Below are 20765 nucleotides of genomic sequence, written 5' to 3' on the forward strand. Positions count from 1 at the left end.
ACGAAAGACTTCTTCCATGCCAGACACATCGGTCCCGTCCCTTCCACCCACCCGCACCCTGGCCCTCGGCAACCTGCGCATCGCCGTGCGCGAAAGCGCGGGCCAGGGCCCCGCCGTCTTGCTGGTGCACGGCAACTCGTCGTCCTCGCGCGTCTGGCAGCGCACGCTCGATGGCGCGCTCGGCCGCAAGTACCGCATCGTCGCCATCGACCTGCCCGGCCACGGCCAGTCGAGCGACGCGCCCGAGGCCGAGCGCGCCACCACCTACAGCATCCCCGGCTACGCCGAGGTGATCCGCCAGGTGGTCGAGCAGCTGTCGCTGCAGCGCGCGGTGGTCGTCGGCTGGAGCCTCGGCGGCCACGCCGCGCTCGAGGCCAGCCCCGAGCTGCCGCAGGCCGCGGGCTTCATGATCTTCGGCACGCCGCCGCTGCCCTACCCGCTGCCGGCCGACCTGCAGGGCGCCTTCCTCAAGCTCGGCCTCGGCTTCGAGAAAGACTGGAGCGAGGCGCAGGCCCGCGAGTACGTCGCCGACTTCCTGGTGCCCGGCGGCAGCGGCCCCGGCTTTCTGCTGGAAGACGCCGTGCGCACCGACGGCCACGCGCGTGCCGCGCTGGGCGCGAGCATCGGCACGCTCGGCTACCGCGACGAGCCCGGCATCGCCGCGACGATGACGCGCCCGCTGGCCGTGCTGCACGGCGCGCAGGAACAGATCGTCGGCCTGCCCTACCTGCAGGCGATGGCGCCGTCGATGCCCACGCTGTGGCGAAAGCAAGTGCAGGTGGTGAGCGATGCCGGCCACGCATTGCAATGGGAGCAGCAGGCGCGCTTCGAGCAGCTGCTCGACGCCTTCGTCACCGACTGCCAGCCGTGAGCGAAGACGCGAACGACGCCGCACCCGAGGCGATGCCGCTCATCGAATGGGGCGACTTCGCCAGGGTCGAGCTGCGCGTCGGCCGCGTGCTCTCGGCCGAGCCGCTGCCCAAGGCGCGCAAGCCCGCCTACGTGCTGCAGGTCGACTTCGGCGCGCTCGGCGTGAAGAAGTCGAGCGCACAGATCACCGACCTGTACCAGCCCGCGGAGCTGGTCGGCAAGCTGGTGGTGGCGGTGGTTAACTTTCCGAAGAAGCAGATCGGCTCGCTGATGTCCGAATGCCTGGTCACGGGCTTTCACGACGCGGACGGGCATGTGGCGCTGTGCGTGCCGGAGCGCGAGGTGCCGCTGGGCACGCGGCTGTTCTGAGCCTGCAGCGCAGAAGCTCCCTCGCTCAGTCGCTCAGTCGTTCTTCGTTCGCACGACGTGGCCCGGCTCGGGTCCCGTCTCCGGCGCGTTGCCCGTCATCATCGCGCCCAGCAGGGTCGACAGCACATCGCGCTGCGTGGTGTCGAACATGCGCAGCAGGTGCAGCTCCGCCGCCGCGTGCCTCGGCATCGCTTCGTCGGCCAGGCGGATGCCCTTGGCCGTGAGCTTGACCAGCACGCCGCGCCCGTCGTTCGGATCGATGGAGCGCTTGACCCAGCCCTCTTTCTCGAGCCGCTTGAGCAGGTTCGACAACCCGCCCGAGGTGAACAGCAACGTGCTCTGCAAGCGCGACGGAGACAGCCTGTAGGGCGCGCCCGCCACGCGCAAGGTGGCGAGCACCGCGTACTCCTGGTACTTCATGCCGAAGGGCTCCAGCACCTGGTTCAGCGTGCGCAGCACCACCTCTTCGAGCCGCAGCAGCCGCCCCACCACCGACTTGCCGCTGCTGTCGATGTCGGGCCGCTCGCGCTGCCATTGCTGGATGCCGCGCTCGACCAGGTCGGCGCCCTTTTCCGCCGGCGCTTCATCGAAGGGGACGACGACCTCCGCGGCGTCGTCGCCGCGCTTCGCATCGCCTTGGGGCGGACGTCGATTCGATGCTTCTTTCTTGTGCGGCATGACGTGATTTCCATCCAGGTTGATGCCCTTGCGCCGCCATTGTGGTGCAGCGCGGCGGCGCGGGTTGGTCCCTATCTTAAATGCCTTGCATTTATCTTTTGCGAAAGATAAAGTGAATTGCAACGCAGCTGACCAGCCCTTTGTCCCGGATCTTTTTGGGTTTTCCCCACAGGAGCTCTTCATGAAAACCATGTTCTCGCGCTGTCTCGTTTCCGGCTTCGCGGCCCTGCTTTTCTCGGGCGCCGCGCAGGCCGAAGAGCTGGTGGTCGGCATCTTCGGCGGCTCCTTCGCCGAAGACTCCAAGACCTGCCACATCGCGTCGTTCGAGAAGAAGACCGGGGCCAAGGTCGCGCTCAAGCTGGGCAGCTCCTCGCAGTTCGCGGCGTCCATTCGCGCGACCGGCGGCAAGTCGGACTTCGACGTGGTCTACATCGACAACTCGCTCGCCGCGCAACTGAAGAACGAGAAGCTGCTCGAAACCATCGACAAGGGCAAGCTCACGCACGCCGCCGAAGTCTCGCCCCGCGCGCTCGACAAGGACGGCCAGTACGTGGTGTTCATGACCGGTGCCACCGTCATCGTTTACGACACCAAGCAGATCAAGACACCGCCCACCTCCTGGGCCGACCTGGCCAAGCCCGAGTACGACGGCAAGCTCGCCATCGGCGACATCAGCGGCACCTCGGGCTCGCAGTTCCTCATGGCGCTCAACCGCATGAAGGGCGGCACGCTCGCGAACATGGACGCGGGCTTCGCGGCCATCAAGCCGATCGCCAAGTCGTCGGTCACGCTCTACACGCAGGCCGACCAGATCGTGTCGCTGTTCGAGCGCCAGGAAATCGCTGCGGCCGTGTGGTACCCCGACCGCGCCGGCTCGGCCATCGACAAGGGCCTGCCGCTGGCCATCGTGTACCCGAAGGAAGGCGCGGTCGGCATCCTGCCCGCGCTGGTGATACCCAAGGGCGCGAAGTCGCCGGCGCTCGCGCTGAAGTACATCGACGAGGTGCTGTCCAAGGAAGGCCAGACCTGCTTCGCCGAGCGCAAGTACGCGGGCCCGGTCAACACGCAGGTCATGCTGAGCGACAAGGCCGCGAAGATCGTTCCGTACAAGGCCACCTTCGACAACCTGTGGCTGCCAGAGCCCGAGGCGGTGGCGAAGTCGCTGCCCGACTGGACCAAGCGCTGGCAGCGCGAAGTGGCGCGCTGAGTCGCCACGGCACCCTCTTCCATCGCCCTCCACCGCCTTCCACCGCCACCGCTGCAGGACCGACCCACATGCCGGCACTCACGCTCGACCGCCTCGAGAAACGCTACCCCGGCACCGCGGGTTCCACCGGCCACGTCGCCGCGCAATCGGTCTCGCTCTCGGTGCACGACGGCGAGTTCATCTCCCTGCTGGGCCCCTCGGGCTGCGGCAAGACCACCGTGCTGCGCATGGTGGCGGGCCTGATCGAGCCGACCGGCGGGCGCATCCTGGTCGACGGGCGCGACATCACGGCGCTGCCCACCAACAAGCGCAACATCGGCCTGGTCTTCCAGTCGTACGCCTTGTTCCCGCACATGAGCGTGTTCGAGAACGTCGCCTTCGGCCTGCGCCGACAAGGCATCCAGGGCAGCGAGCTGAAGCAGCGCGTGGACCAGGCGCTGGCCAGCGTGCGCCTCTCCGCGCTCGGCGACCGCAGCCCCCGGCAGCTCTCAGGCGGCCAGCAGCAGCGCGTGGCGGTGGCGCGATCGATTGCACCGCGCCCCAGCATCCTGCTGTTCGACGAGCCGCTGTCCAACCTCGACGCCTCGCTGCGCGACGAGATGCAGATCGAGCTCAAGCGCCTGCAGCGCGAGGTGGGCATCACCACGCTGTTCGTCACGCACGACCAGGGCGAGGCCATGTCGATGTCCGACCGCGTGTGCGTGCTCGCGCACGGCGTGGTGCAGCAGTTCGACACGCCCGAGGCCATCTACCACCGCCCCGCCACCGGCTTCGTCGCGAGTTTCATCGGCCGGCCCAACCGCCTCGCGGGCCATGTGGTGCGCTCGCCCGAAGGCACGGCGGCGGTGCAGCTGAACGACGGGCCGGTGCTCGCGGCCACGGCGGCCGAAGGCATGGCGCAAGGCACGGCGGTCGACGTGGTGGTGCGTCAGGAAGACATCCGCTTCGCCGATGCGACAGCGGCGCATGGCCCCATGCTCTCCGGCCGCGTGGCCATGCGCTCCTTCGTCGGCTCGCGCGTGCAGTACCTGCTGGCCTTCGGCGCCACCGAGCTCATCGCCGAGGCGCTCACCAACGGCCCGCACGCCGGCCTGGCGGTCGACGCGCCGGTGCGCGTGTGCGTGGCGCCGCAGCACGTCTACGTGACCGCGGCCACCGACCGGGGCGCGGCATGACACCGCGCAACATCACCGGCACGCTGCTGGCCTCGCCGCTGCTGCTCGTGCTGCTGCTGGCCTTCGTGGCGCCGGTGCTGCTGATGGTGCCGCTGAGCCTGCACCCCTACGAGCCGGGCACCGGCATCTCCGCCGGCTGGACGCTGGCCAACTACACCAGCATCGTCACCGACGAGTACTACCGCGAAGTGGTGGTGCGCACGCTGGTGCTGGGCTTCGGCGTGACGGCCATCTGCCTGCTGCTGGGCTACCCGCTGGCGTACTACATCGCCAACGCGGGCCCGCGGATGCGGCTCACGCTCACCATGCTGGTCATCTTTCCGATGCTGCTGAACCTGGTGGTGCGCTCCTTCGGCTGGATCGCGCTGCTGGCCAACCGCGGGCTGGTGAACAACCTGCTGATGGACATCGGGCTGATCGAGCGGCCCATCAAGATGATGTTCAACCTGTTCGGCCTGCTGGTGGGCATGTCGCACATCTTCCTGCCGTTCATGGTGCTCATGCTGGTGCCGGCGATCCAGGCGATCTCCAAGGACGTGCAGGCCGCCGCGTACACGCTGGCCGCGAGCCGGCTGCGCGTGTTCTGGTCGATCACGCTGCCCATGAGCGCGCCGGGCATCCTGTCGGGCTCCATCCTGGTGTTCGTGCTGACCATCAGCGCGCTGGTCACGCCGCGCATGCTGGGCGGGCCCACCTACAAGGTGATGGCCACGCTGATCTACGACGACTTCCTGCAGACGCTCGACTGGCCCGCGGGCGCGGCCATGTCCTTCGCGCTCACCGCGCTCACGCTGGTGGTCATCGGCGTGTCGGGCCGCATGCTCAAGCGCTGGGGAGGCCACGCATGAGCCTCGAGAACAGAAAGCAGCCGCTGCTCGCGGCCACCGCCATCGCGGTGGTAGTGTTCCTGCAGGTGCCGGTGCTGGTGGTGGTGCTGGCGGCCTTCAGCAAGACGGCCTACCTCACCATTCCGCCCAAGGGCCTGACCTGGCACTGGTTCGACGTGGTGCTGCGCGACCCCGAGTACCTCGGCGCCGCCTGGACCAGCCTGTGGCTTGCCGCCGCCGCCACCGCCGCCGCGCTGGTGCTGGGGCTCGTCGCGGCCTACGCCATCCACCGGCGCATGGTGCCCGGCGCGGGAGCGCTCACCGCGCTGTTCATGGCGCCGCTGATCCTGCCTTCGGTGGTGCTCGGCGTGGCGCTGCTGCAGTACTACACGATGACCGGGCTGCGCGGCAACTCGCTGGGCCTGTGGCTGGCGCACGTGGTCATCACCGTGCCCTACGTGGTGCGCGCCAGCCTGGGCAGCCTGTCGGCCGTCGACGAGTCGCTGGAAGACGCGGCGCGCGTGCTGGGCGCCAGCGGCTTCACCAGCTTTCGGCTGGTCACGCTGCCACTGGTGAAGCCTGGGCTCGTCGCGGGCGGCCTCTTCGCCTTCATCACCTCGCTGGACAACGTGCCGGTGTCGGTGTTCCTGCTGTCCGCCAGCCAGACCACGCTGCCCGTGAAGATCTTCACGTCGGTCGAGCAGGGCGTGGACCCGAGCGTGGCCGCGGTGTCCACCCTGCTGATCGTGACCACCGGCGTGGTGCTGGTGCTTGCCGAGCGATGGACGGGTTTTCACAAGCACGTCTGAGCACCCTCCTCTTTCCCACCTCATTCGCCAAGGAGTTTTTCGATGCCGACCACGAGCAAAGGCTTTCCGCTCATGCTGACCTTCGACCTCGACGCGGAGACCATGTGGACCGGCCGCGACCCCGCCAACGCGCAGCGCCCCATCCTCATGTCGCAGGGCGCCTACGGCTGGAAGGTGGGCATGCCGCGCATCCTCGCGCTGCTGGCGCGCTACGGAATCAGCGCCACCTTCTTCATTCCCGGCGAAGTGGCCGACAAGCATCCCGACCTCGTGCGCGAGGTGGTCGACAAGGGCCACGAGGTGGCGCACCACAGCTACAGCCACCGCTGGATCGTCAACCTCAGCCCCGCCGAAGAGCGCGACGAAATGGACCGCGGCATGGAAGCGCTCACGCGCCTGGCCGGCACCCGACCGCGCGGCTGGCGCTCGCCGGCGGCGGAATTCAGCAGCATCACGCTCGACCTGATCAAGGAGTACGGCTTCGACTACTCCTCGAACTTCTTCGACGACGACTCGCCCTACCTGCTGCAGATCGGCGGCGAGCGCACCGACATCGTGGAGCTGCCCTTTCGCTGGGTGCTCGACGACGCGCCCTTCTTCCAGTACTCGATCACGCTGCCGGGCCGCACGCTGCAGGCACCTTCCACCGTGCTGGAGGCCTGGACCAGCGAGTTCGACATGCTCTACGCCGAAGACCGGATGATGATGGTCGGCATGCACCCGCAGATCATCGGCCAGCCCTCGCGGCTGAAGGTGCTCGAAGGGCTCATCGAGCATGCGCTGGCGCACTCGGGCGTGTGGATCGACCGCTGCGACCGCATCTCCGACGACATGCGCCCGCGGCTGAAGGCGGCGGTCGCGGCATGACCACGGCCATGCCCGCATCCATGAGGCTGCTGGTGAGCGGCGGCGCCAGCGGCATCGGCTTCGCGGTGGCACGGCTCGCGGTGGAACGCGGCGCTCGCGTGGTGCTGCTCGACCGCGACGCGCCGCGCCTGCAGGCCTGCATCGCCGAGCTGGGCGAACTCGGCGCGGCCGCCCTGCCGCTGGTGTGCGACGTGACCGATTCGCCCGCCGTGAAAGCCGCGGTGAACCACGCCGCCCAGTGGCTGGGCGGACTCGACGCGCTCGTCAACTCCGCCGGCGTCGATTCGCTCAAGCCGCTGGAGCAGACCGACGACGACGAATGGGCCCGCACGCTGGCCGTCAACCTCACGGGCCCCATGCTGATGTGCCGCGCCGCCATGCCGCACCTGCGCGCGGCCGGCGGCGGCAGCATCGTCAACATCGCCTCGGGCGCCGGCCTGCGGCCGTTGCCGAACCGCACCGCCTACTGCGCCACCAAGGCCGCGGTCATCATGTTCGGCAAGGCGCTGTCCATCGAGGCCGCGGCAGACGGCATCCGCGTGAACGCGGTGTGCCCCGGCGCCATCGACACGCCGCTGTTTCGCACCAGCTACGAGAACGACAGCGACCCCGCGGGCACGCTCGACCAGATCCGCCAACGGTACGCCCTGGGCCGCATCGCCGCGCCCGAGGAAGTGGCCGAGGCCGTGCTCTACCTGAGCGGCCCCGGCGCCAGCTACATCACCGGCACCGCGCTGGCGGTGGACGGCGGGCGCACCTTTCACTGAAAGGAGGCACAGCCATGGGCTTCGACCAACGCATCGCCGTCGTCACCGGCGGCGGCCAGGGCATCGGTGCCGCCACGGCGCTCGACCTGCTCGGCCAAGGGGCGCGCGTGGCCGTGCTCGACCTGGACTGCACCCCGCTCGCGCAGCAACTCGCCGCGCGGCCCGACGCCGCCGCGCGCTGCCTGTGCGTGGCGGGCGACTGCACCGATGCCGCCGTGGTCGCGGCCTTTTTCGACCGCGTGGAAAACGAGCTGGGCCCGGTCGACATCCTGTTCAACAACGTGGGCCAAAGCGCGCGCGAGCGCGGCGGCCTGTTCACCGAATCGAGCGAGGCCGTGTGGCGCTTCGTCATCGAGGTGTCGTTGATGACCACGCTGCGCGCGTCGCGCCGCATCGCGCCCGGCATGAAGGCGCGCGGCTTCGGCCGCATCGTGAACATGAGCACCGACGCGGCCTTTGCCGGCGACGTCGGGCTGGCCGACTACGCCGCCGCCAAGTTGGGCGTGGTGGGCTTCACGCGCTCGCTGGCGCGCGAGCTGGCGCCGCACGGCGTCACGGTGAACGCCGTGTGCCCCGGCGCCATCCGCACCCGCGCGCACGACGGGCTGCGCCCCGAGGTGCTCGCGAAGATCGTCGCCGACACGCCCGCGGGTTTCGTCGGCACGCCCGAAGACGTGGCCGCCGCCGTGCGCTTCCTGGCGAGCGACGAGGCGCGCTTCATCACCGGCCAGACGCTGCTGATCGACGGCGGGCGCTGGATGCTCTGAGCCTCACGGCTCCCCTCTTTCGAAGGACACGACCATGGACCTGATGGACCACAGCGCGCGCGACCTCGCCGCGCTGATCCGCACCCGGCAAGCCTCGCCCGTGGAGGCCGTGCGCGCGGCGCTGGCGCGCATCGAGACGCGCCGTGAACTCAACGCCTTCATCACCGTGACGGGCGAGCAGGCGCTGGCCGATGCGCGCCGCGCCGAAGCCGCGGTGATGGCCGGCGAGGCGCTGGGCCCGCTGCACGGCGTGCCCTATTCGGTGAAAGACCTCACGCTCACAGCCGGCGTGCGCACCACCATGGGCTCGGCCATCTACCAGGACTTCGTGCCGAAGGAAGACGCCGTGGCGGTAGCGCGCGCCAAGGCCGCCGGCGCCATCCTCATCGGCAAGACGACCACGCCCGAGTTCGGCCACAAGCAGGTGCCGACCGCGCCGCTGTTCGGGCGTACGCTGAACCCGATCGATGCGCGCTACACGCCCGGCGCGTCCAGCAGCGGCGCAGCCGTGGCGGTGGCGGCCGGCCTGGGCTCGCTCGCGCTGGGCACCGACGGCGGCGGCTCCATCCGCATTCCGGCCTCGTGCTGCGGCATCGTCGGGCTCAAGGCCACGCTGGGCGTGGTGCCCAACCTGCAGGCGCCCGACCTGTACTCGGCCAACTCCTTCACCGGCCCGATGGCACGCGACGTGGCGGACACGCAGCTGCTGTTCGACACGATCAAGGGCTTCGACGCGCGCGACCCCTACGGGCAGGTCACCTCGCTGCCGCGGCGTGCGTTGCCCCCGTCACTGCCCACATCGCTGCGCGGCCTGCGCGTGGCATGGCTGCCCACGGCGGGCAACCCCATCGACCCCGAGGTCGAGGCCGTGACCACCGCCGCCGTGCGCGCGATGGAGCGCGAAGGCGCGGTCGTGGAAACCGTGCTGCTGAACTTCGTCGCGCTGGAGCGCCACTTTCTGGTGGTGCTGCAGTCGATGCTGGCCGCGCGCGTGGGCGCGAACCTGGAACGCTTCGGCGACCGGCTCGACGCCACGCTGGTCGACGCCGTGCACAAGGGCCGCCGCCACAGCGCGGTCGACCTGCACGAGGCCACCTTCGCCAAGACGCGCTGCTTCGCCGAACTGCAGGCGCTGTTCGAGCGCTTCGACGTGCTGGTGTCGCCCACCGTGTCGGCACCGCCGCTGCCCATCGACATGGACGTGAGCGGCGAAATCGAAATCGCCGGCAAGCCGGCCGGCACCATCCGCGGCGCCTGGTACCCGTACACCTACCCGATGAACCTCACGGGCCACCCGGCGCTCTCGATGCCCTGCGGCAAGAGCACGGCGGGCCTGCCCATCGGGCTGCAACTGGCGGGGCGCTGGTACGACGACGACCGCCTGCTGGCCATCGCAGCGCTGGTCGAGCAGGCGCTCGGCTGAGCGCGTCTTTTCTTTTCCTTCATCTCGAGGTCTTTCCATGCGCCCGCTCCTGCCTCTTCTTCGCACCCTTGGCGTTGCCGCTGTTGCCGCAGCCGCTCTTCACACCGCGCACGCCGAACTGCCGCCGGGCCTCGCGGGCGGCAACCTGAAGATCGTCGTGGGCTACGCCGCCGGCGGCGCGGCCGACACGGTCGCGCGCCTGTATGCCGAACAGCTGAAAGACGCGGGCTTCGGCAGCGTGCTGGTCGACAACAAGCCCGGCGCCTCCGCGCGGCTCGCGTGGGACGTGGTGAAGAAGTCGAAGCCCGACGGGCTCACCGTGTACCTTGCGCCTTCGCCGCTGCTCACCATCCTGCCGCTGACCTACAAGACGCCCGGCTACGACGCCGAGAAAGACCTGGCCCCGGTCGCGCTGCTCGTGGAGATTCCCACCGCGGTGGTCACCGGCGCCTCGCAGCCCTACAGCTCGATGAAGCAGTACGTCGAGTGGGCCAGGCAAAACCCGAAGAAGGCCTCGCTGGGCCTGGCGACCATCGGCAGCTCCGGCCACCTGGGCGCCTTCGCGCTGGGCAAGGCGCAGGGCTTCGAGGTGACGCCCGTGGCCTACCGCGGCGCCTCGCCGATGCTGGTCGACGTGGTCGGCGGCGAACTCTCGATGGGCTGGGACGCGGCGGCCAGCATGATGCCGCTCTACAAGGGCGGCAAGATCAAGTTCCTCGGCCTGAGCGGCGACAAGCGCCTGCCGGCACTGCCCGATGTGCCGACGGCCAAGGAGCAGGGCTTTCCTGAATTCGTCGCGGCGACGAGCTGGTACGCCGTGTACGCGCCGGCCGCCACGCCGCCCGCGGCACTGGCCGCGCTGGAGCGCAGCTTTCTCGCCGCGGCCGCCCGGCCCGAACTCGCGCGCAGCCTGGAGGCCGCGGGCCTGGTCGCCCATGCCGAAGGCCGCGCCGAGCTTGCCCAGCGCGCGCAGCGCGAGCGCAAGAGCTGGGAGCCCATCGTCAAGGCGGCGGGCATCGTGGTGGACGAGTGAATGAATGAACAAGTGAACGCGCGACGCACCGGACAACGACCATGACAGACGACACCCTCTGCTTCACCCCCGCCACCGAACTCGCGGGCCTGCTCCGTGCGCGCCAGCTCTCCCCCGTCGAGCTGGTCACTGCCGTGCTCGCGCGCGCAGAACGCCTGCAGCCGGTGCTGAACTGCTTCGTCACCCTCGTGCCCGAACGCGCGCTGGCCGAGGCGCGCCGCGCGGAAGAAGACATCGTTGCGGGCCGGCCGCTGGGCAGCCTGCACGGCATCCCCTTCACCGTGAAAGACCTGGTCAACACCGAAGGCGTGCGCACCACCTTCGGCGCGGTGATCCACCGCGACAACGTGCCCACCGAAGACGCGGTGAGCGTGGCGCGGCTGCGCGCCGAAGGCGCCATCCTCATCGGCAAGACGACCACACCCGAGTTCGGCTCGGGGCCGATGACCAACTCGCCGCTGTTCGGCAGCACCTGCAACCCCTGGGACCTGACGCGCACCAGCGGCGGTTCCAGCGGTGGTGCCGCGGCAGCCACGGCGGCGGGCATCGCGCCGCTGGCGGTCGCGACCGACGGTGGCGGCTCCACGCGCATTCCCGCCGCGTGCAACGGCGTGGTGGGACTGAAGCAATCGAACGGCGTCATTCCGCACAGCCAGGCACAGGACCTGTTCGGCAACCAGACCTACGTGACGCCGATGACGCGCACCGTGGCCGACACCGCGCTGATGCTGCAGGCGATGGCCGGTGCGTCCGCGGTGGACCCGTGGTCCATCGGCCTGCGCGCGCACGACTACGTGGAAGCCGCGCGCCGCCAGGGCGACCTGCGCGGCAAGCGCGTGCTGTACTGCCTGTCGCCGCCGGGCCGGCCGGTGTCGCGCGACGTGACGGAGGCTTTTTCATCGGCGCTGCAAACGCTCGCGTCCCTGGGCGCGACGCTGGAGCCCTTCGACGGCGACGGCTTCGACGTGGAACCCATCTGGCGCGCCATCAACCACACGGTGTGGCGCGCGCGCTTCGCGCCGCTGGTCGACAAGCACCCCGACAGCTTCAGCGAGACCTTCAGGCGGCAGATTGCCTCGGCCGCCAGCGTGAGCGGCGTCGAGTACCAGGAGGCCATGTTCGCGCGCTCCGCGCTGTTCAAGCGCGTGCAGGGCCTGTTCGACACGGCCGACCTGCTGGCCATGCCCACGCTGACGCGCTCGGCGCTGCCGCTGGCGCAAGACCTGTTCGCCGACATCGACATCGACGGCCAGCGCTTCGGCAACGTGCGCGCGCACTGGTACCCGTGGACCATGCTGTTCAACATGACCGGCCACCCTGCGGTGAGCCTGCCCTGCGGCTTCGGCCGTGACGCGATGCCGCTCGGGCTGCAGTTGGTCGGGCGCTTCCAGGGCGATGCCGAGCTGTTGCAGGTGGCCAGCCAGTTCGAGGCGGCGTCGGACTTCAGCGCGCGCCGACCGCCAGGGCTCTGATCAGGCCCGGCGCTTCTTGTTGATTCCCCGCGCCGACCCCGCCGACCCCGCCGACCCCGCCGACCTTGCCGACCTTGCCGCCTCCGCCGCGATCAGGTCGTACAGCGCCTGCGCCGCCGGCGACAGCCGCGCCGTGCGCCGCGTCATCAGCACCAGCGTGCGCGACACGCGCGGCTCCACCAGCTCGATGGTCTTCAGCCCCGGGTATGCGCCCTTCTGCAGCGCCAGCCGCGGCACCACCGCCGCGGCCACGCGCTCGGCCACCAGGCCCACCGCCGTCGAGCTGCGCTGCACCTCGTAGAAGGCCTGCAGGCTTGCGCCGGCGGCGCCCAGCGCCACGTCGAGCAGCGGCCGGTTCTCGCTCGCCTGGCCCGCGAAGATCAGCGGGTGCGCCTGCAGCTGCCGCCAGGCCACGCGCCTGCGCCCGGCCAGCGGATGCGACGCATGGCAGACGAGCACGTACTCGTCTTCGATCAGCGGCACGCTCGTGAGCTCGGGCGAATGCGCGCCCGCCATGCCGATGCCGAACTCCACCTCGCGGTGCAGCACCGCATGCGCCACGGCCGACGACGAGTGGTCGAGGATCTTGATGCGGTTGTGCGGATGGCGCGCCGAGTAGGCCTGCATGATGCGCGGCAGAAACTGCACGCCCGCTGTCGGCACGCAGGCCATCGACACGTCGCCGCGCTCGGCCTTGCCGGTCTCGCGGATTTCCAGCAGCGAATCCGACAGCTCCACCAGCAGCCGCCGCGCGCGCGGCACGAAGTCGCGCCCGATGGTGGTGAGCGACACCGAGCGCGTGGTGCGCTCCACCAACGCCACGCCCAGGAAGTCTTCCAGCTTGCGCAGCCGCTGCGTGATGGCCGTCTGCGTGACGTTGAGCGCATCGGCCGCCGCCTGGAAGCCGCCTTCGTCGGCGATGGCCACGAAGGCCTGGATTCCGAGGATGTCGATCTTCATCAGATTTATGAATCAATGGCCAGAATAAATTCATTTTACGAACGGCGGGTGCCTCGGCACACTGCGGCCACCACAGCAGGAAGCTGCCCACAAAGGAACCCCCGATGACCTGGTCCGCCAAGCAATACAGCGCCTTCGAAGAAGAACGCACACGACCGGTCCGCGACCTGGTCGCGGCCATTTCGCACAGCGAACGCCCGGTGCGTGTCGCCATCGACCTGGGCTGCGGCCCGGGCAACTCCACCGAGGTGCTGGCGCAGCGCTTTCCCGATGCGGCCGTGAGCGGCATCGACAGCTCCGACGACATGATCGACGCCGCCACAAAGCGCATGCCCCACGTGCCCTTCGCCGTGGCCGACATCGCCACCTGGCGCGCCGCGCAGCCGATGGACGTGATCCTGGCGAACGCCTCGCTGCAATGGCTGCCCGACCACGCCACGCTCTACCCGCGGCTGGCGGCGCAGCTCGCGCCCGGCGGCCAGCTGGCCATCCAGACGCCCGACAACCTCGAGGAGCCCGCGCACCGGCTGGCGCGCGAGGTGGCCGCCGACAAGGCCTTCGCCGAGCGCATCGGCGCGGTGCGGCATCCGCCCCGCCACGGCGCCATCGACTACTACGCGATGCTGCGCCCGCACTGCAGCCGCGTGGACGTGTGGCGCACGACCTACTACCACCCGCTGGCCGATGCCGCCGCGGTGGTCGAGTGGTTCAAGGGCTCGGCGCTGCGGCCTTACCTGGCGCTGCTCGACGCGGGGCAGCAGGCCGCGTTCCTCGCGCGCTACCAGGAGGCGATTGCGCAGGCGTACCCGGCACTGGCGGACGGCAGCGTGCTGTTGCCGTTCCCGAGATTGTTCATCGTCGCTACGCGCTGAACGGGCGCCGGACAAAGGGCCGTTCAGGCAGGCGCTCTTTTTTTCTCCCAGATCGCTGCGGATCATCGGGCCTTCGTCATTCTTAGCCCCACCATGTCCCAGCCTTCCAAAGCCACCTACGTCGACGACCTGCATGCCCCGCAGGTGTTCGCGGATGATGTATCGGGCTACTGGGTCAACGCGGGCTGCGTCCACATCACCCTGGATGCCAGCCGCGTCGACCACAGTTCCGACCGCTGCAGCGTCACCCGCGTCGCGGCGCTGCGCCTCACCCTGCCGATTCCGATCGCGCAGGTGCTGGCCGTCAGCCTGTACGACTTCCTGAAGCAGCGCGGCCTGGCGCCCGCGCCCGGCAACGGGCACTGACAGGTAAAGCCCCGGCAAACCTGGCCGGGCCGGGCGGCGGAAGGGCCGGCTTCCCAAATTTCTACGAGATGCGCCACCAAGATGAGAGCCATTCTTATCTACAGAGTGAGCCACCGTTGAACCCCAGACGCCCCGACACCCTTGCCTCCGCGGCAAGTCATTCCCTCTCCTCCCTCTCCTTCGCGCGCGCCACCGTGCTGGTGCTGTGGGCCGCCACGCACGGCGGCCGGGCCCTGGCGCAAGACGCGCAAGACGCTCCGGTGGCCCAGGCCAGGGACACCAGCGCGCTGCCGACCGTGACCGTCACCGCCGACACGCCCGAAGACTCGCAGCAGCACCTGAACGCGAAGGTGAGCAGCGGCGCGCTCGGCGCCCGCTCGCAGCTCGACACGCCCTTCTCCACCACCGTGGTGCGCAGCGACGACATCGCCGAGCGGCAGGTGTCCAAGCTGGGCGACGTGTTCGCGCTGGACGCCTCGGTCTCCGACAACAGCGGCGCCTACAACAGCTGGGCCAGCTACATCACCGTGCGCGGCCTGCCGCTGGACTGGCAGAACGGCTACCGCATCGATGGCCAGCCCTTTCTCAGCTACGCCATCACGCTGCCCTACGAGCACTTCGAGCAGATCGAGCTGCTCAAGGGTTCGTCGGGTTTCATGTACGGCTTCGGCACGCCGGGCGGCATCGTCAACTACGTGACGAAGAAGCCGACCGACACGCCGGTGCGCAGCATCGAAGTCGGCTACAAGACAGCCGGCATCTGGAGCGAGCACATCGACCTGGGCGGGCGCTTCGGCGCGGACGACCGCTTCGGCTACCGGCTGAACGCCACGCACGAGGAAGGCAAGACCTACAACGACGGCAACGTGCGCCGCGACTCGGTGTCGCTCGGGCTGGACGCCAGGCTGACCGACAAGCTCACCTGGAACTTCGATTCGCTCTACCAGAAGCGCAACGCCACCGGCCAGACACCGTCGATCTACACGGGCAGCTACACCGGCACCAGCCTGCCGGCCACCATTGCCGCGAACAACGCCGGCCTGGTGGGCCCGGGCCAGCACCTGGCCACCGACTTCACGATGTTCTCCACCGGGCTGCAGTACCAGCTTTCGCCCGACTGGACACTGGCCACCAGCTACAGCCACAGCAGCGCCGCGCGCAGCCGCAACGAAAGCATCGCCTACCTGCAGGACGCCAGCGGCACCTACGACGACTACCGCTACGACGGCGCCGAGAGCCACCGCTTCAACCAGTGGCAGGCCATGGCCACGGGCAAGGTGCGCACCGGCAGCTACGAGCACCAACTGGCACTGGGCGCCTCGTGGCAGAAGCAGGTGAACGACTACAGCGCCAACAGCGTGTACCAGTTCATCGGCACCGGCAGCATCTTCGGGCAGAACACCAACGGCTACGAGAGCACGACCGCCTTCGCGCGCTACCGCCCCAGCGACATCACGCAGCGCGCGGTGTTCGCCAGCGACACGCTGAAGCTGTCGGAGCAGTGGTCGGTGCTGGGCGGCCTGCGCAGCACCGACTACACGCAGAACGGCTACGACACCACGGGCGTGCAGAACGCCAGCTACCGCAAGAACGGCGTGCTCACGCCCACGCTGGCGCTGATGTTCAAGCCCGCGCCCGACACCACGCTGTACACCAGCTACGTCGAGTCGCTGGAGGCCGGCAGCACGGTGAGCAACCTGTACGCCAACGACGGCGAGCTGCTCAAGCCGCTGAAGAGCCGCCAGTACGAGCTGGGCCTGAAGACCGAGCGCGACCGCTGGAGCGCCACGGCGGCGCTGTTCCGCATCGAGCGCGGCGCGGAATACGCCAACAGCGCCAACGTGCTGGTGCAGGACGGCCAGTCGATCTACCAGGGCGCGGAGCTCGGCGCCTCCACGCGGCTGGGTTCGCAGTGGCAGGTCGGCGGCAACCTGATGCTGCTCGACAGCGCGTACCGGCGCGGCAGCAGCTACATCGGCAACCGCGTGGCAGGCGCGCCGAAGCTGGTGGCGACGGCGCAGGTGTCCTACGACGTGGCCCAGGTGCCGGGGCTGAAGCTGTCGGCCGACATGAAGTACACCGGCGCCACCATGCTCGACGCGGCCAACCGGCTGAGCGTGCCCGGCTACACGGTGGCCAACATCGGCGCGAGCTACGTCACGCGCCTGGGCGGGCACCCCACCACCTTTCGCGCGGCCATCAACAACGTGGCGAACCGGCGCTACTGGGAGTACCAGTACGACAGCTACATCAAGCCCGGTGATCCGCGCACCTTCAGCCTGAGCGCCAAGCTCGACTTCTAGGCGCGATGAACCCGCTGTTCCACCGCATCGCGCGGCTCGCCTGCGCGGCGCTGTGCACGTGCATGTGCATGTGCGTGACTTTCGGCGCGGCGAGCGCCGCGGCGCAGGGCCGCATGGTGTCCAGCACCTGGCTGCCCGGCGGCAAGTTCGCGCTGGTCTGCGACTACGACGGCGTCGAGTACCTGACGCTGGGCGCCGACCCGCCGGACGCGTGCGCCGATGTGGCGCCTGCATCGCAGGCCATCGGCGCAGCGCCTCGACCGATGCCTCAGACAGCGCCGCAGCCCGCGGTCGTGGTATCGCGCGCGGAGGCGTTTCCGGAGTCGCACAGCTACGTCGGCGGCTTCTTCATCGACCCGCTGTCGGCGGCATTGCGCGCCACCGGGCTGGGCCTGCTGCTGGGTGGCGACTGGTCGCGCGGGCCGCGCCACTACAACCGCTGATGCCGCGCCATGCCGCGCCATGCCGCGTCATGCCGTGTCATGCCGTGTCATGCCGTGTCATGCCTGCAGCCCGGCGTCCATTTTTTCTCCCGTTTTGAAAGCCACCATCGCGGTCATGAAAAGCCCATGGCATCGCAACACGCCTGCGCCTTCGCAGGCACTTCACTTCCATGGCCTGCAGGCCGCATCGCCTGCGCAGCGCCAACCCATGGGGCACGCCACGCAGGCCCGATGGAACCACGCACAGCTCACGCACGCACCCTCGCACAGGTCTGCGCACACGTCGGCGCACACCTCGGCGCAGATAGCGCCACAAAGGCTGCGCAAGGCCTCGTGGCTGCCGCGCCTGGCCGGCCTGCTGGCCTTCTGCGCACTCGCCCTCGGCGTGATGCTGGCGGGCAGCGAAACCTGCACCGCGCAGGAAGCGCCCGGCACCTTCGCGGGCAGCTACAGCCGCTCGACGCTCGCGCTCATCACCGGTTCGCGCGCCGACGCGGCCGCCCACCCGCATGGCGCCGGCTGCCGGCATCCGCGCAAGGCGAGCCGCGTCGCGCACCCGAAGCCGGCGCCATGAGCGCCGCCGTGCACATGCTGCGGCCCATTCCGTTTTTCAGCGCCCTGCTGGTGCAGGCCGACCCCGCGGTCGCGCTGCGCCTGCGGCACATCCTCTGTGCGCTGGCGCCGGGGCAGCAGGTGCTGCAGGCGTTCACGCGCGCGGAAGCCGAAGGCCTGCTGGCCACCTTCCTGTTCGACCTGGTGCTGGTCGACATGCAGCTGCGCCCGGCCGGCGACGGCGCCGCGCTGGTCGGGCGCATACGCGCCGCGCAGCCGCGCGCGCAGGTGGTGGCGGTGTCGGACATGGACCACCACGCGCTGGTGGTCGCCGCATTCAGCGCGGGCGCCGCGGGTTACCTGCTGAGCCAGGCGGACGACGCCGAGATCGCGCACGCGCTGCGCGCCCTGAACAACGGCGGCGTGGCGCTCGACGCGCGCGTGGCGCGGCACGTGCTGGGCATGCTGTCTGTGCTGCTGCAGCGCGAAGAAGGCGCATCACCGCAGCCCAAGGCGGCACCGGCCCCCTTCGACCTGCGCCCGCGCGAGCTGCAGCTGCTGCGGCTCATTGCCGACGGCCTGAGCAACCAGCAGATCGCGCATGCGCTCGCGGTGTCGGTCCACACCGTCGAGTTCCACGCGAAGAACGCCTACCGCAAGCTGGAGGTCAGCTCCCGGACCCAGGCCATCCTCGAGGCAACGCGCCACGGCCTGCTGGGCTGATGCGCGGCGGCTGCCGCGTGAGCAGCGTGAGGAAGGCCAGGTGCTTCGCGTCCCAGGCGAAGAACATCGCCAGCAGCACGGCGTCGCTCACGGCCAGCGCGATCAGGGTGCGCCAGTCCCACAGCCAGTCGAAGAAGGTCATGGATCGAAACCAGGGAGTGATGAATGCAAGGCCTTCAGCTTGCGGCCCGCACGTTGCCCGCGGATTTCAGCGTGTTGCAGCCTCGGAGCCGCGCAGTGCGAAGCTGGCCCGCTCAGGCCTCTGGCGCGGGGTTGCGCGTGACGGCGGGCACGAACATGTAGCCCTCGTTGCGCACCGTGCGAATCAGGTCGGCGCGCACCTCGCCCGAGGCCAGCTTGCGGCGCAGCCGGCTGACCTGCACGTCGATGGCGCGGTCGTACGAATCGCTCTCTGCGCCCAGCGCGTACTGCACCAGCTGGTCGCGCGTGAGCACGCGGCGCGGGTGCTGCACCAGCGCGCGCAGCAGTCGGAACTCGCCGTCGGAGAGGTCCACGGGGTGGCCCTGCGGGTCGTGCAGCAGGCGGGTCTCGAGGTCGATGCACCAGCCCGCGAAGTACAGCACCGTGGCGGGCGCATCCGTGGCGGGCTGCGAGGGCGCGGTCGCCTGCGCGGTGGGCGGGGCCGCAGTGTTCGCCGCAGTCACGGCATTCACGGCATTGGAATTGGCCGTGCGCCGCAGCACCGTGCGGATGCGCGCGAGCAGCTCGCGCGGGTTGCAGGGCTTGGCCAGGTAGTCTTCCGCGCCGATCTCCAGGCCCACGATGCGGTCGATGTCGGTGCCCACCGCCGACAGCATGATCACGGGCGGGCCGCCCACGCGCTGCAGCTCGCGCAGCGCGCTCAGCCCGTCTTCGCCGGGCATCATCACGTCGAGCACGATGAGCGCGTAGTCGGCCTGCGCGAGCCGCTCGCGCATTTCCGCGGGATGGCCGGCCGCGTCGACCTGGAAGCCGTGCTTTTCCAGGAAGGACGCCACCAGGCTGCGAATGCCGGCGTCGTCGTCGACGATGAGGATGCGGGTGGACAGGTTCACGTTGCGGCGGATCGGAAGCCGGATCATAGGCCGGGCACCGCCGCGGGCCGAAGCCCCGCGCACGGCACGGGCGATTCGTGCGCTGCAACGAACTGCAATGCGCTGAAATGCGGCGGCAACAGCCCGGCTGCACACTGCCGCGCTCCCACAGCCGCAAGAAAAGGAATGGCCACGCACGCGGGGCGCCGCACCGGCGTGACATCGCCCGGCGTCCGTGCCAGCATCGCCCCATGAACCCCCAAGGTACCGCGCGCCGCTGGCCGGGCCCGCCCCTGGCGCTGCAGATCATGGGCCTGCTGCTCGGCGGGCTGGTGGTGGCGCAGGGCGTGACGCTGGCGCTGACCATGCTGCTGCCGCCCGAGCCGCAGCGCCAGTGGGAGCTGGGCGACATCGCGCGCGTGCTCTCGGGCCATGCCGCCGAAGGCCGCAACGCGAACCTGCTGCAGCGCAGCTTGCAGGCACGCGCCCCCGAACCCAAGGGCCAGGGCTGGCTCACGTCGGAGCGCTCGCGCCGCGACCTGGCGCAGCTGATGGCGCGCGACGAGGCCGACGTGCGGCTGTACTTCTACACGCCGCTGCCGTTCGCGGGGACCACCGGGCCGGTGGCGGATGCGGGGACTGAAGGCGCCATCGCCGGTGCCGGTGAAACAGCGCAGCCCCGCCCGCGCCGGATTGCCGCCACCTTCGCGGACGGCGGCTTCGTGCGGGTGCAGGCCGGCGGCGCGCCAGCGATGCCCGCCATGCCGGGCGGGCCTGGAGGCACGGGTGGCACGGGTGGCTTCGGCGGCTTTGGTGGCGCGGGTGGAACGGGTGGCGGCTTCGGCATCGGCCGGGGTTCTGGCGGCAGCATCGGCGGCTTCCAGCAACCGTCGCAGGCAGCGCAACAGCCGCAGCAGTCCCCGATGACGCAGCCTTCGCAGGCTGGCGGCGTGACAGGTGCGGTCGCTGCGCCGGCGACGTCTTCGGCGCCTACGACAGCCACCGGGAACGCACCCGGCATCACGACGAGCAATGCACCCGGCCTTGCAAGCGCGCCCGCGCTGTCCGCGCCCAGCACGGGCGCATCGCCCGGCATCACCGCCGCGCCATCCCTGCAGGTCGCACCGGCGCAGGTCGGGCCCTCCATCGGCAACGCCCCCGGCGGGCTAGGTGTGAAGCGTCAAGAGGTTGTTTCTTGACGATTTGATTCTGGACATAGGCGCGATGCCGCCGATGCCGCTGTGCGGG

General features: G+C 70.0%; 23 protein-coding genes. 19 read left to right on the forward strand and 4 right to left on the reverse strand.

Features of this window, described 5'->3' with window-relative positions; all coding sequences use genetic code 11:
- The first annotated feature begins 16 nt into the window (after nt 1-16).
- Nucleotides 17-871 (forward strand): alpha/beta fold hydrolase, encoded by an 855-nt coding sequence (locus tag AB6807_RS38110; protein WP_371088642.1) that lies wholly within the window; start codon nt 17-19, stop codon nt 869-871.
- A 32-nt stretch (nt 872-903) separates the two neighbouring features.
- Nucleotides 904-1239, forward strand: a complete 336-nt coding sequence (locus AB6807_RS38115; RefSeq protein ID WP_371088664.1) for a tRNA-binding protein — start codon at nt 904-906, stop codon at nt 1237-1239.
- Between the two features lie 33 nt (nt 1240-1272).
- Here AB6807_RS38115 and AB6807_RS38120 read toward each other — a convergent pair whose 3' ends face one another.
- Nucleotides 1273-1917 (reverse strand): MarR family winged helix-turn-helix transcriptional regulator, encoded by a 645-nt coding sequence (locus AB6807_RS38120; RefSeq protein ID WP_371088643.1) that lies wholly within the window; start codon nt 1915-1917, stop codon nt 1273-1275.
- Nucleotides 1918-2098: 181 nt separating this feature from the next.
- Here AB6807_RS38120 and AB6807_RS38125 point away from each other — a divergent pair, with 181 nt between their 5' ends.
- From AB6807_RS38125 to AB6807_RS38170, 10 genes are all read left to right on the forward strand, one after another.
- Nucleotides 2099-3124: an ABC transporter substrate-binding protein gene (locus AB6807_RS38125; protein WP_371088644.1), complete on the forward strand. Its 1026-nt coding sequence runs from the start codon at nt 2099-2101 to the stop codon at nt 3122-3124.
- Between the two features lie 68 nt (nt 3125-3192).
- Nucleotides 3193-4299: an ABC transporter ATP-binding protein gene (locus tag AB6807_RS38130; protein WP_371088645.1), complete on the forward strand. Its 1107-nt coding sequence runs from the start codon at nt 3193-3195 to the stop codon at nt 4297-4299.
- Nucleotides 4296-5147 (forward strand): ABC transporter permease, encoded by an 852-nt coding sequence (locus AB6807_RS38135; protein ID WP_371088646.1) that lies wholly within the window; start codon nt 4296-4298, stop codon nt 5145-5147. Before AB6807_RS38130 ends, AB6807_RS38135 begins: the two co-directional genes overlap by 4 nt.
- Nucleotides 5144-5935: an ABC transporter permease gene (locus tag AB6807_RS38140; RefSeq protein WP_371088647.1), complete on the forward strand. Its 792-nt coding sequence runs from the start codon at nt 5144-5146 to the stop codon at nt 5933-5935. Before AB6807_RS38135 ends, AB6807_RS38140 begins: the two co-directional genes overlap by 4 nt.
- A gap of 42 nt (nt 5936-5977) precedes the next feature.
- Nucleotides 5978-6802 (forward strand): polysaccharide deacetylase, encoded by an 825-nt coding sequence (locus AB6807_RS38145; RefSeq protein WP_116909234.1) that lies wholly within the window; start codon nt 5978-5980, stop codon nt 6800-6802.
- A gap of 8 nt (nt 6803-6810) precedes the next feature.
- A complete protein-coding gene (locus AB6807_RS38150) occupies nt 6811-7569 on the forward strand; it encodes an SDR family NAD(P)-dependent oxidoreductase (RefSeq protein ID WP_371088648.1) in 759 nt (252 codons plus the stop codon).
- A gap of 14 nt (nt 7570-7583) precedes the next feature.
- The gene (locus AB6807_RS38155) at nt 7584-8336 is read left to right on the forward strand and encodes an SDR family NAD(P)-dependent oxidoreductase (protein WP_371088649.1); all 753 of its coding nucleotides are present in this window, start codon (nt 7584-7586) and stop codon (nt 8334-8336) included.
- Between the two features lie 34 nt (nt 8337-8370).
- Nucleotides 8371-9759, forward strand: a complete 1389-nt coding sequence (locus AB6807_RS38160; protein ID WP_371088650.1) for an amidase — start codon at nt 8371-8373, stop codon at nt 9757-9759.
- Between the two features lie 37 nt (nt 9760-9796).
- Nucleotides 9797-10792 carry a tripartite tricarboxylate transporter substrate-binding protein gene (locus AB6807_RS38165; RefSeq protein WP_371088651.1) on the forward strand — a complete coding sequence of 332 codons (996 nt, stop codon included), beginning with the start codon at nt 9797-9799 and terminating at the stop codon, nt 10790-10792.
- A 41-nt stretch (nt 10793-10833) separates the two neighbouring features.
- Nucleotides 10834-12264: an amidase gene (locus AB6807_RS38170; RefSeq protein WP_371088652.1), complete on the forward strand. Its 1431-nt coding sequence runs from the start codon at nt 10834-10836 to the stop codon at nt 12262-12264.
- Here AB6807_RS38170 and AB6807_RS38175 read toward each other — a convergent pair whose 3' ends face one another.
- The gene (locus AB6807_RS38175) at nt 12265-13224 is read right to left on the reverse strand and encodes a LysR substrate-binding domain-containing protein (RefSeq protein ID WP_371088653.1); all 960 of its coding nucleotides are present in this window, start codon (nt 13222-13224) and stop codon (nt 12265-12267) included. It abuts the gene before it with no gap.
- Between the two features lie 104 nt (nt 13225-13328).
- On the opposite strand from AB6807_RS38175, the gene tam reads away from it, so the two are divergent.
- From tam to AB6807_RS38205, 6 genes are all read left to right on the forward strand, one after another.
- A complete protein-coding gene (gene tam, locus AB6807_RS38180; protein WP_371088654.1) occupies nt 13329-14096 on the forward strand; it encodes a trans-aconitate 2-methyltransferase in 768 nt (255 codons plus the stop codon).
- Nucleotides 14097-14189: 93 nt separating this feature from the next.
- Nucleotides 14190-14462 (forward strand): hypothetical protein, encoded by a 273-nt coding sequence (locus tag AB6807_RS38185; protein WP_371088655.1) that lies wholly within the window; start codon nt 14190-14192, stop codon nt 14460-14462.
- Between the two features lie 68 nt (nt 14463-14530).
- Nucleotides 14531-16765 (forward strand): TonB-dependent siderophore receptor, encoded by a 2235-nt coding sequence (locus AB6807_RS38190; protein ID WP_371088656.1) that lies wholly within the window; start codon nt 14531-14533, stop codon nt 16763-16765.
- Nucleotides 16766-16770: 5 nt separating this feature from the next.
- The gene (locus AB6807_RS38195; protein WP_371088657.1) at nt 16771-17208 is read left to right on the forward strand and encodes a hypothetical protein; all 438 of its coding nucleotides are present in this window, start codon (nt 16771-16773) and stop codon (nt 17206-17208) included.
- 115 nt (nt 17209-17323) lie between these two features.
- Nucleotides 17324-17782 carry a hypothetical protein gene (locus tag AB6807_RS38200; RefSeq protein ID WP_371088658.1) on the forward strand — a complete coding sequence of 153 codons (459 nt, stop codon included), beginning with the start codon at nt 17324-17326 and terminating at the stop codon, nt 17780-17782.
- Nucleotides 17779-18483: a LuxR C-terminal-related transcriptional regulator gene (locus tag AB6807_RS38205; RefSeq protein WP_371088659.1), complete on the forward strand. Its 705-nt coding sequence runs from the start codon at nt 17779-17781 to the stop codon at nt 18481-18483. Before AB6807_RS38200 ends, AB6807_RS38205 begins: the two co-directional genes overlap by 4 nt.
- Here AB6807_RS38205 and AB6807_RS38210 read toward each other — a convergent pair.
- Together AB6807_RS38210 and AB6807_RS38215 are read right to left on the reverse strand one after the other, a co-directional pair.
- Nucleotides 18428-18625 (reverse strand): hypothetical protein, encoded by a 198-nt coding sequence (locus AB6807_RS38210; RefSeq protein ID WP_371088660.1) that lies wholly within the window; start codon nt 18623-18625, stop codon nt 18428-18430. The two genes, AB6807_RS38205 and AB6807_RS38210, sit on opposite strands and share 56 nt — an antisense overlap.
- 112 nt (nt 18626-18737) lie before the next feature.
- Nucleotides 18738-19538, reverse strand: a complete 801-nt coding sequence (locus tag AB6807_RS38215) for a response regulator (protein ID WP_371088661.1) — start codon at nt 19536-19538, stop codon at nt 18738-18740.
- Nucleotides 19539-19768: 230 nt separating this feature from the next.
- On the opposite strand from AB6807_RS38215, the gene AB6807_RS38220 reads away from it, so the two are divergent.
- Nucleotides 19769-20716: a hypothetical protein gene (locus AB6807_RS38220; protein ID WP_371088662.1), complete on the forward strand. Its 948-nt coding sequence runs from the start codon at nt 19769-19771 to the stop codon at nt 20714-20716.
- The last annotated feature ends 49 nt before the right edge of the window (nt 20717-20765 follow it).

Origin of the sequence: Variovorax sp. RCC_210, assembly GCF_041355175.1 — a bacterium.
Classification (GTDB): domain Bacteria; phylum Pseudomonadota; class Gammaproteobacteria; order Burkholderiales; family Burkholderiaceae_C; genus Variovorax.

What these genes read in the sequence shown, in the direction of transcription:
- AB6807_RS38145 (WP_116909234.1), top strand. Translation starts at nt 5,978, where the DNA reads ATGCCGACCACGAGCAAAGGCTTTCCGCTCATGCTGACCTTCGACCTC.
- AB6807_RS38205 (WP_371088659.1), top strand. Translation starts at nt 17,779, where the DNA reads ATGAGCGCCGCCGTGCACATGCTGCGGCCCATTCCGTTTTTCAGCGCC.
- AB6807_RS38120 (WP_371088643.1), bottom strand. Translation starts at nt 1,917, where the DNA reads ATGCCGCACAAGAAAGAAGCATCGAATCGACGTCCGCCCCAAGGCGAT.
- AB6807_RS38160 (WP_371088650.1), top strand. Translation starts at nt 8,371, where the DNA reads ATGGACCTGATGGACCACAGCGCGCGCGACCTCGCCGCGCTGATCCGC.
- AB6807_RS38185 (WP_371088655.1), top strand. Translation starts at nt 14,190, where the DNA reads ATGTCCCAGCCTTCCAAAGCCACCTACGTCGACGACCTGCATGCCCCG.
- tam (WP_371088654.1), top strand. Translation starts at nt 13,329, where the DNA reads ATGACCTGGTCCGCCAAGCAATACAGCGCCTTCGAAGAAGAACGCACA.
- AB6807_RS38165 (WP_371088651.1), top strand. Translation starts at nt 9,797, where the DNA reads ATGCGCCCGCTCCTGCCTCTTCTTCGCACCCTTGGCGTTGCCGCTGTT.
- AB6807_RS38170 (WP_371088652.1), top strand. Translation starts at nt 10,834, where the DNA reads ATGACAGACGACACCCTCTGCTTCACCCCCGCCACCGAACTCGCGGGC.
- AB6807_RS38195 (WP_371088657.1), top strand. Translation starts at nt 16,771, where the DNA reads ATGAACCCGCTGTTCCACCGCATCGCGCGGCTCGCCTGCGCGGCGCTG.
- AB6807_RS38190 (WP_371088656.1), top strand. Translation starts at nt 14,531, where the DNA reads ATGCGCCACCAAGATGAGAGCCATTCTTATCTACAGAGTGAGCCACCG.
- AB6807_RS38140 (WP_371088647.1), top strand. Translation starts at nt 5,144, where the DNA reads ATGAGCCTCGAGAACAGAAAGCAGCCGCTGCTCGCGGCCACCGCCATC.
- AB6807_RS38200 (WP_371088658.1), top strand. Translation starts at nt 17,324, where the DNA reads ATGAAAAGCCCATGGCATCGCAACACGCCTGCGCCTTCGCAGGCACTT.
- AB6807_RS38220 (WP_371088662.1), top strand. Translation starts at nt 19,769, where the DNA reads ATGAACCCCCAAGGTACCGCGCGCCGCTGGCCGGGCCCGCCCCTGGCG.
- AB6807_RS38125 (WP_371088644.1), top strand. Translation starts at nt 2,099, where the DNA reads ATGAAAACCATGTTCTCGCGCTGTCTCGTTTCCGGCTTCGCGGCCCTG.
- AB6807_RS38150 (WP_371088648.1), top strand. Translation starts at nt 6,811, where the DNA reads ATGCCCGCATCCATGAGGCTGCTGGTGAGCGGCGGCGCCAGCGGCATC.
- AB6807_RS38110 (WP_371088642.1), top strand. Translation starts at nt 17, where the DNA reads ATGCCAGACACATCGGTCCCGTCCCTTCCACCCACCCGCACCCTGGCC.
- AB6807_RS38135 (WP_371088646.1), top strand. Translation starts at nt 4,296, where the DNA reads ATGACACCGCGCAACATCACCGGCACGCTGCTGGCCTCGCCGCTGCTG.
- AB6807_RS38155 (WP_371088649.1), top strand. Translation starts at nt 7,584, where the DNA reads ATGGGCTTCGACCAACGCATCGCCGTCGTCACCGGCGGCGGCCAGGGC.
- AB6807_RS38210 (WP_371088660.1), bottom strand. Translation starts at nt 18,625, where the DNA reads ATGACCTTCTTCGACTGGCTGTGGGACTGGCGCACCCTGATCGCGCTG.
- AB6807_RS38115 (WP_371088664.1), top strand. Translation starts at nt 904, where the DNA reads ATGCCGCTCATCGAATGGGGCGACTTCGCCAGGGTCGAGCTGCGCGTC.
- AB6807_RS38130 (WP_371088645.1), top strand. Translation starts at nt 3,193, where the DNA reads ATGCCGGCACTCACGCTCGACCGCCTCGAGAAACGCTACCCCGGCACC.
- AB6807_RS38175 (WP_371088653.1), bottom strand. Translation starts at nt 13,224, where the DNA reads ATGAAGATCGACATCCTCGGAATCCAGGCCTTCGTGGCCATCGCCGAC.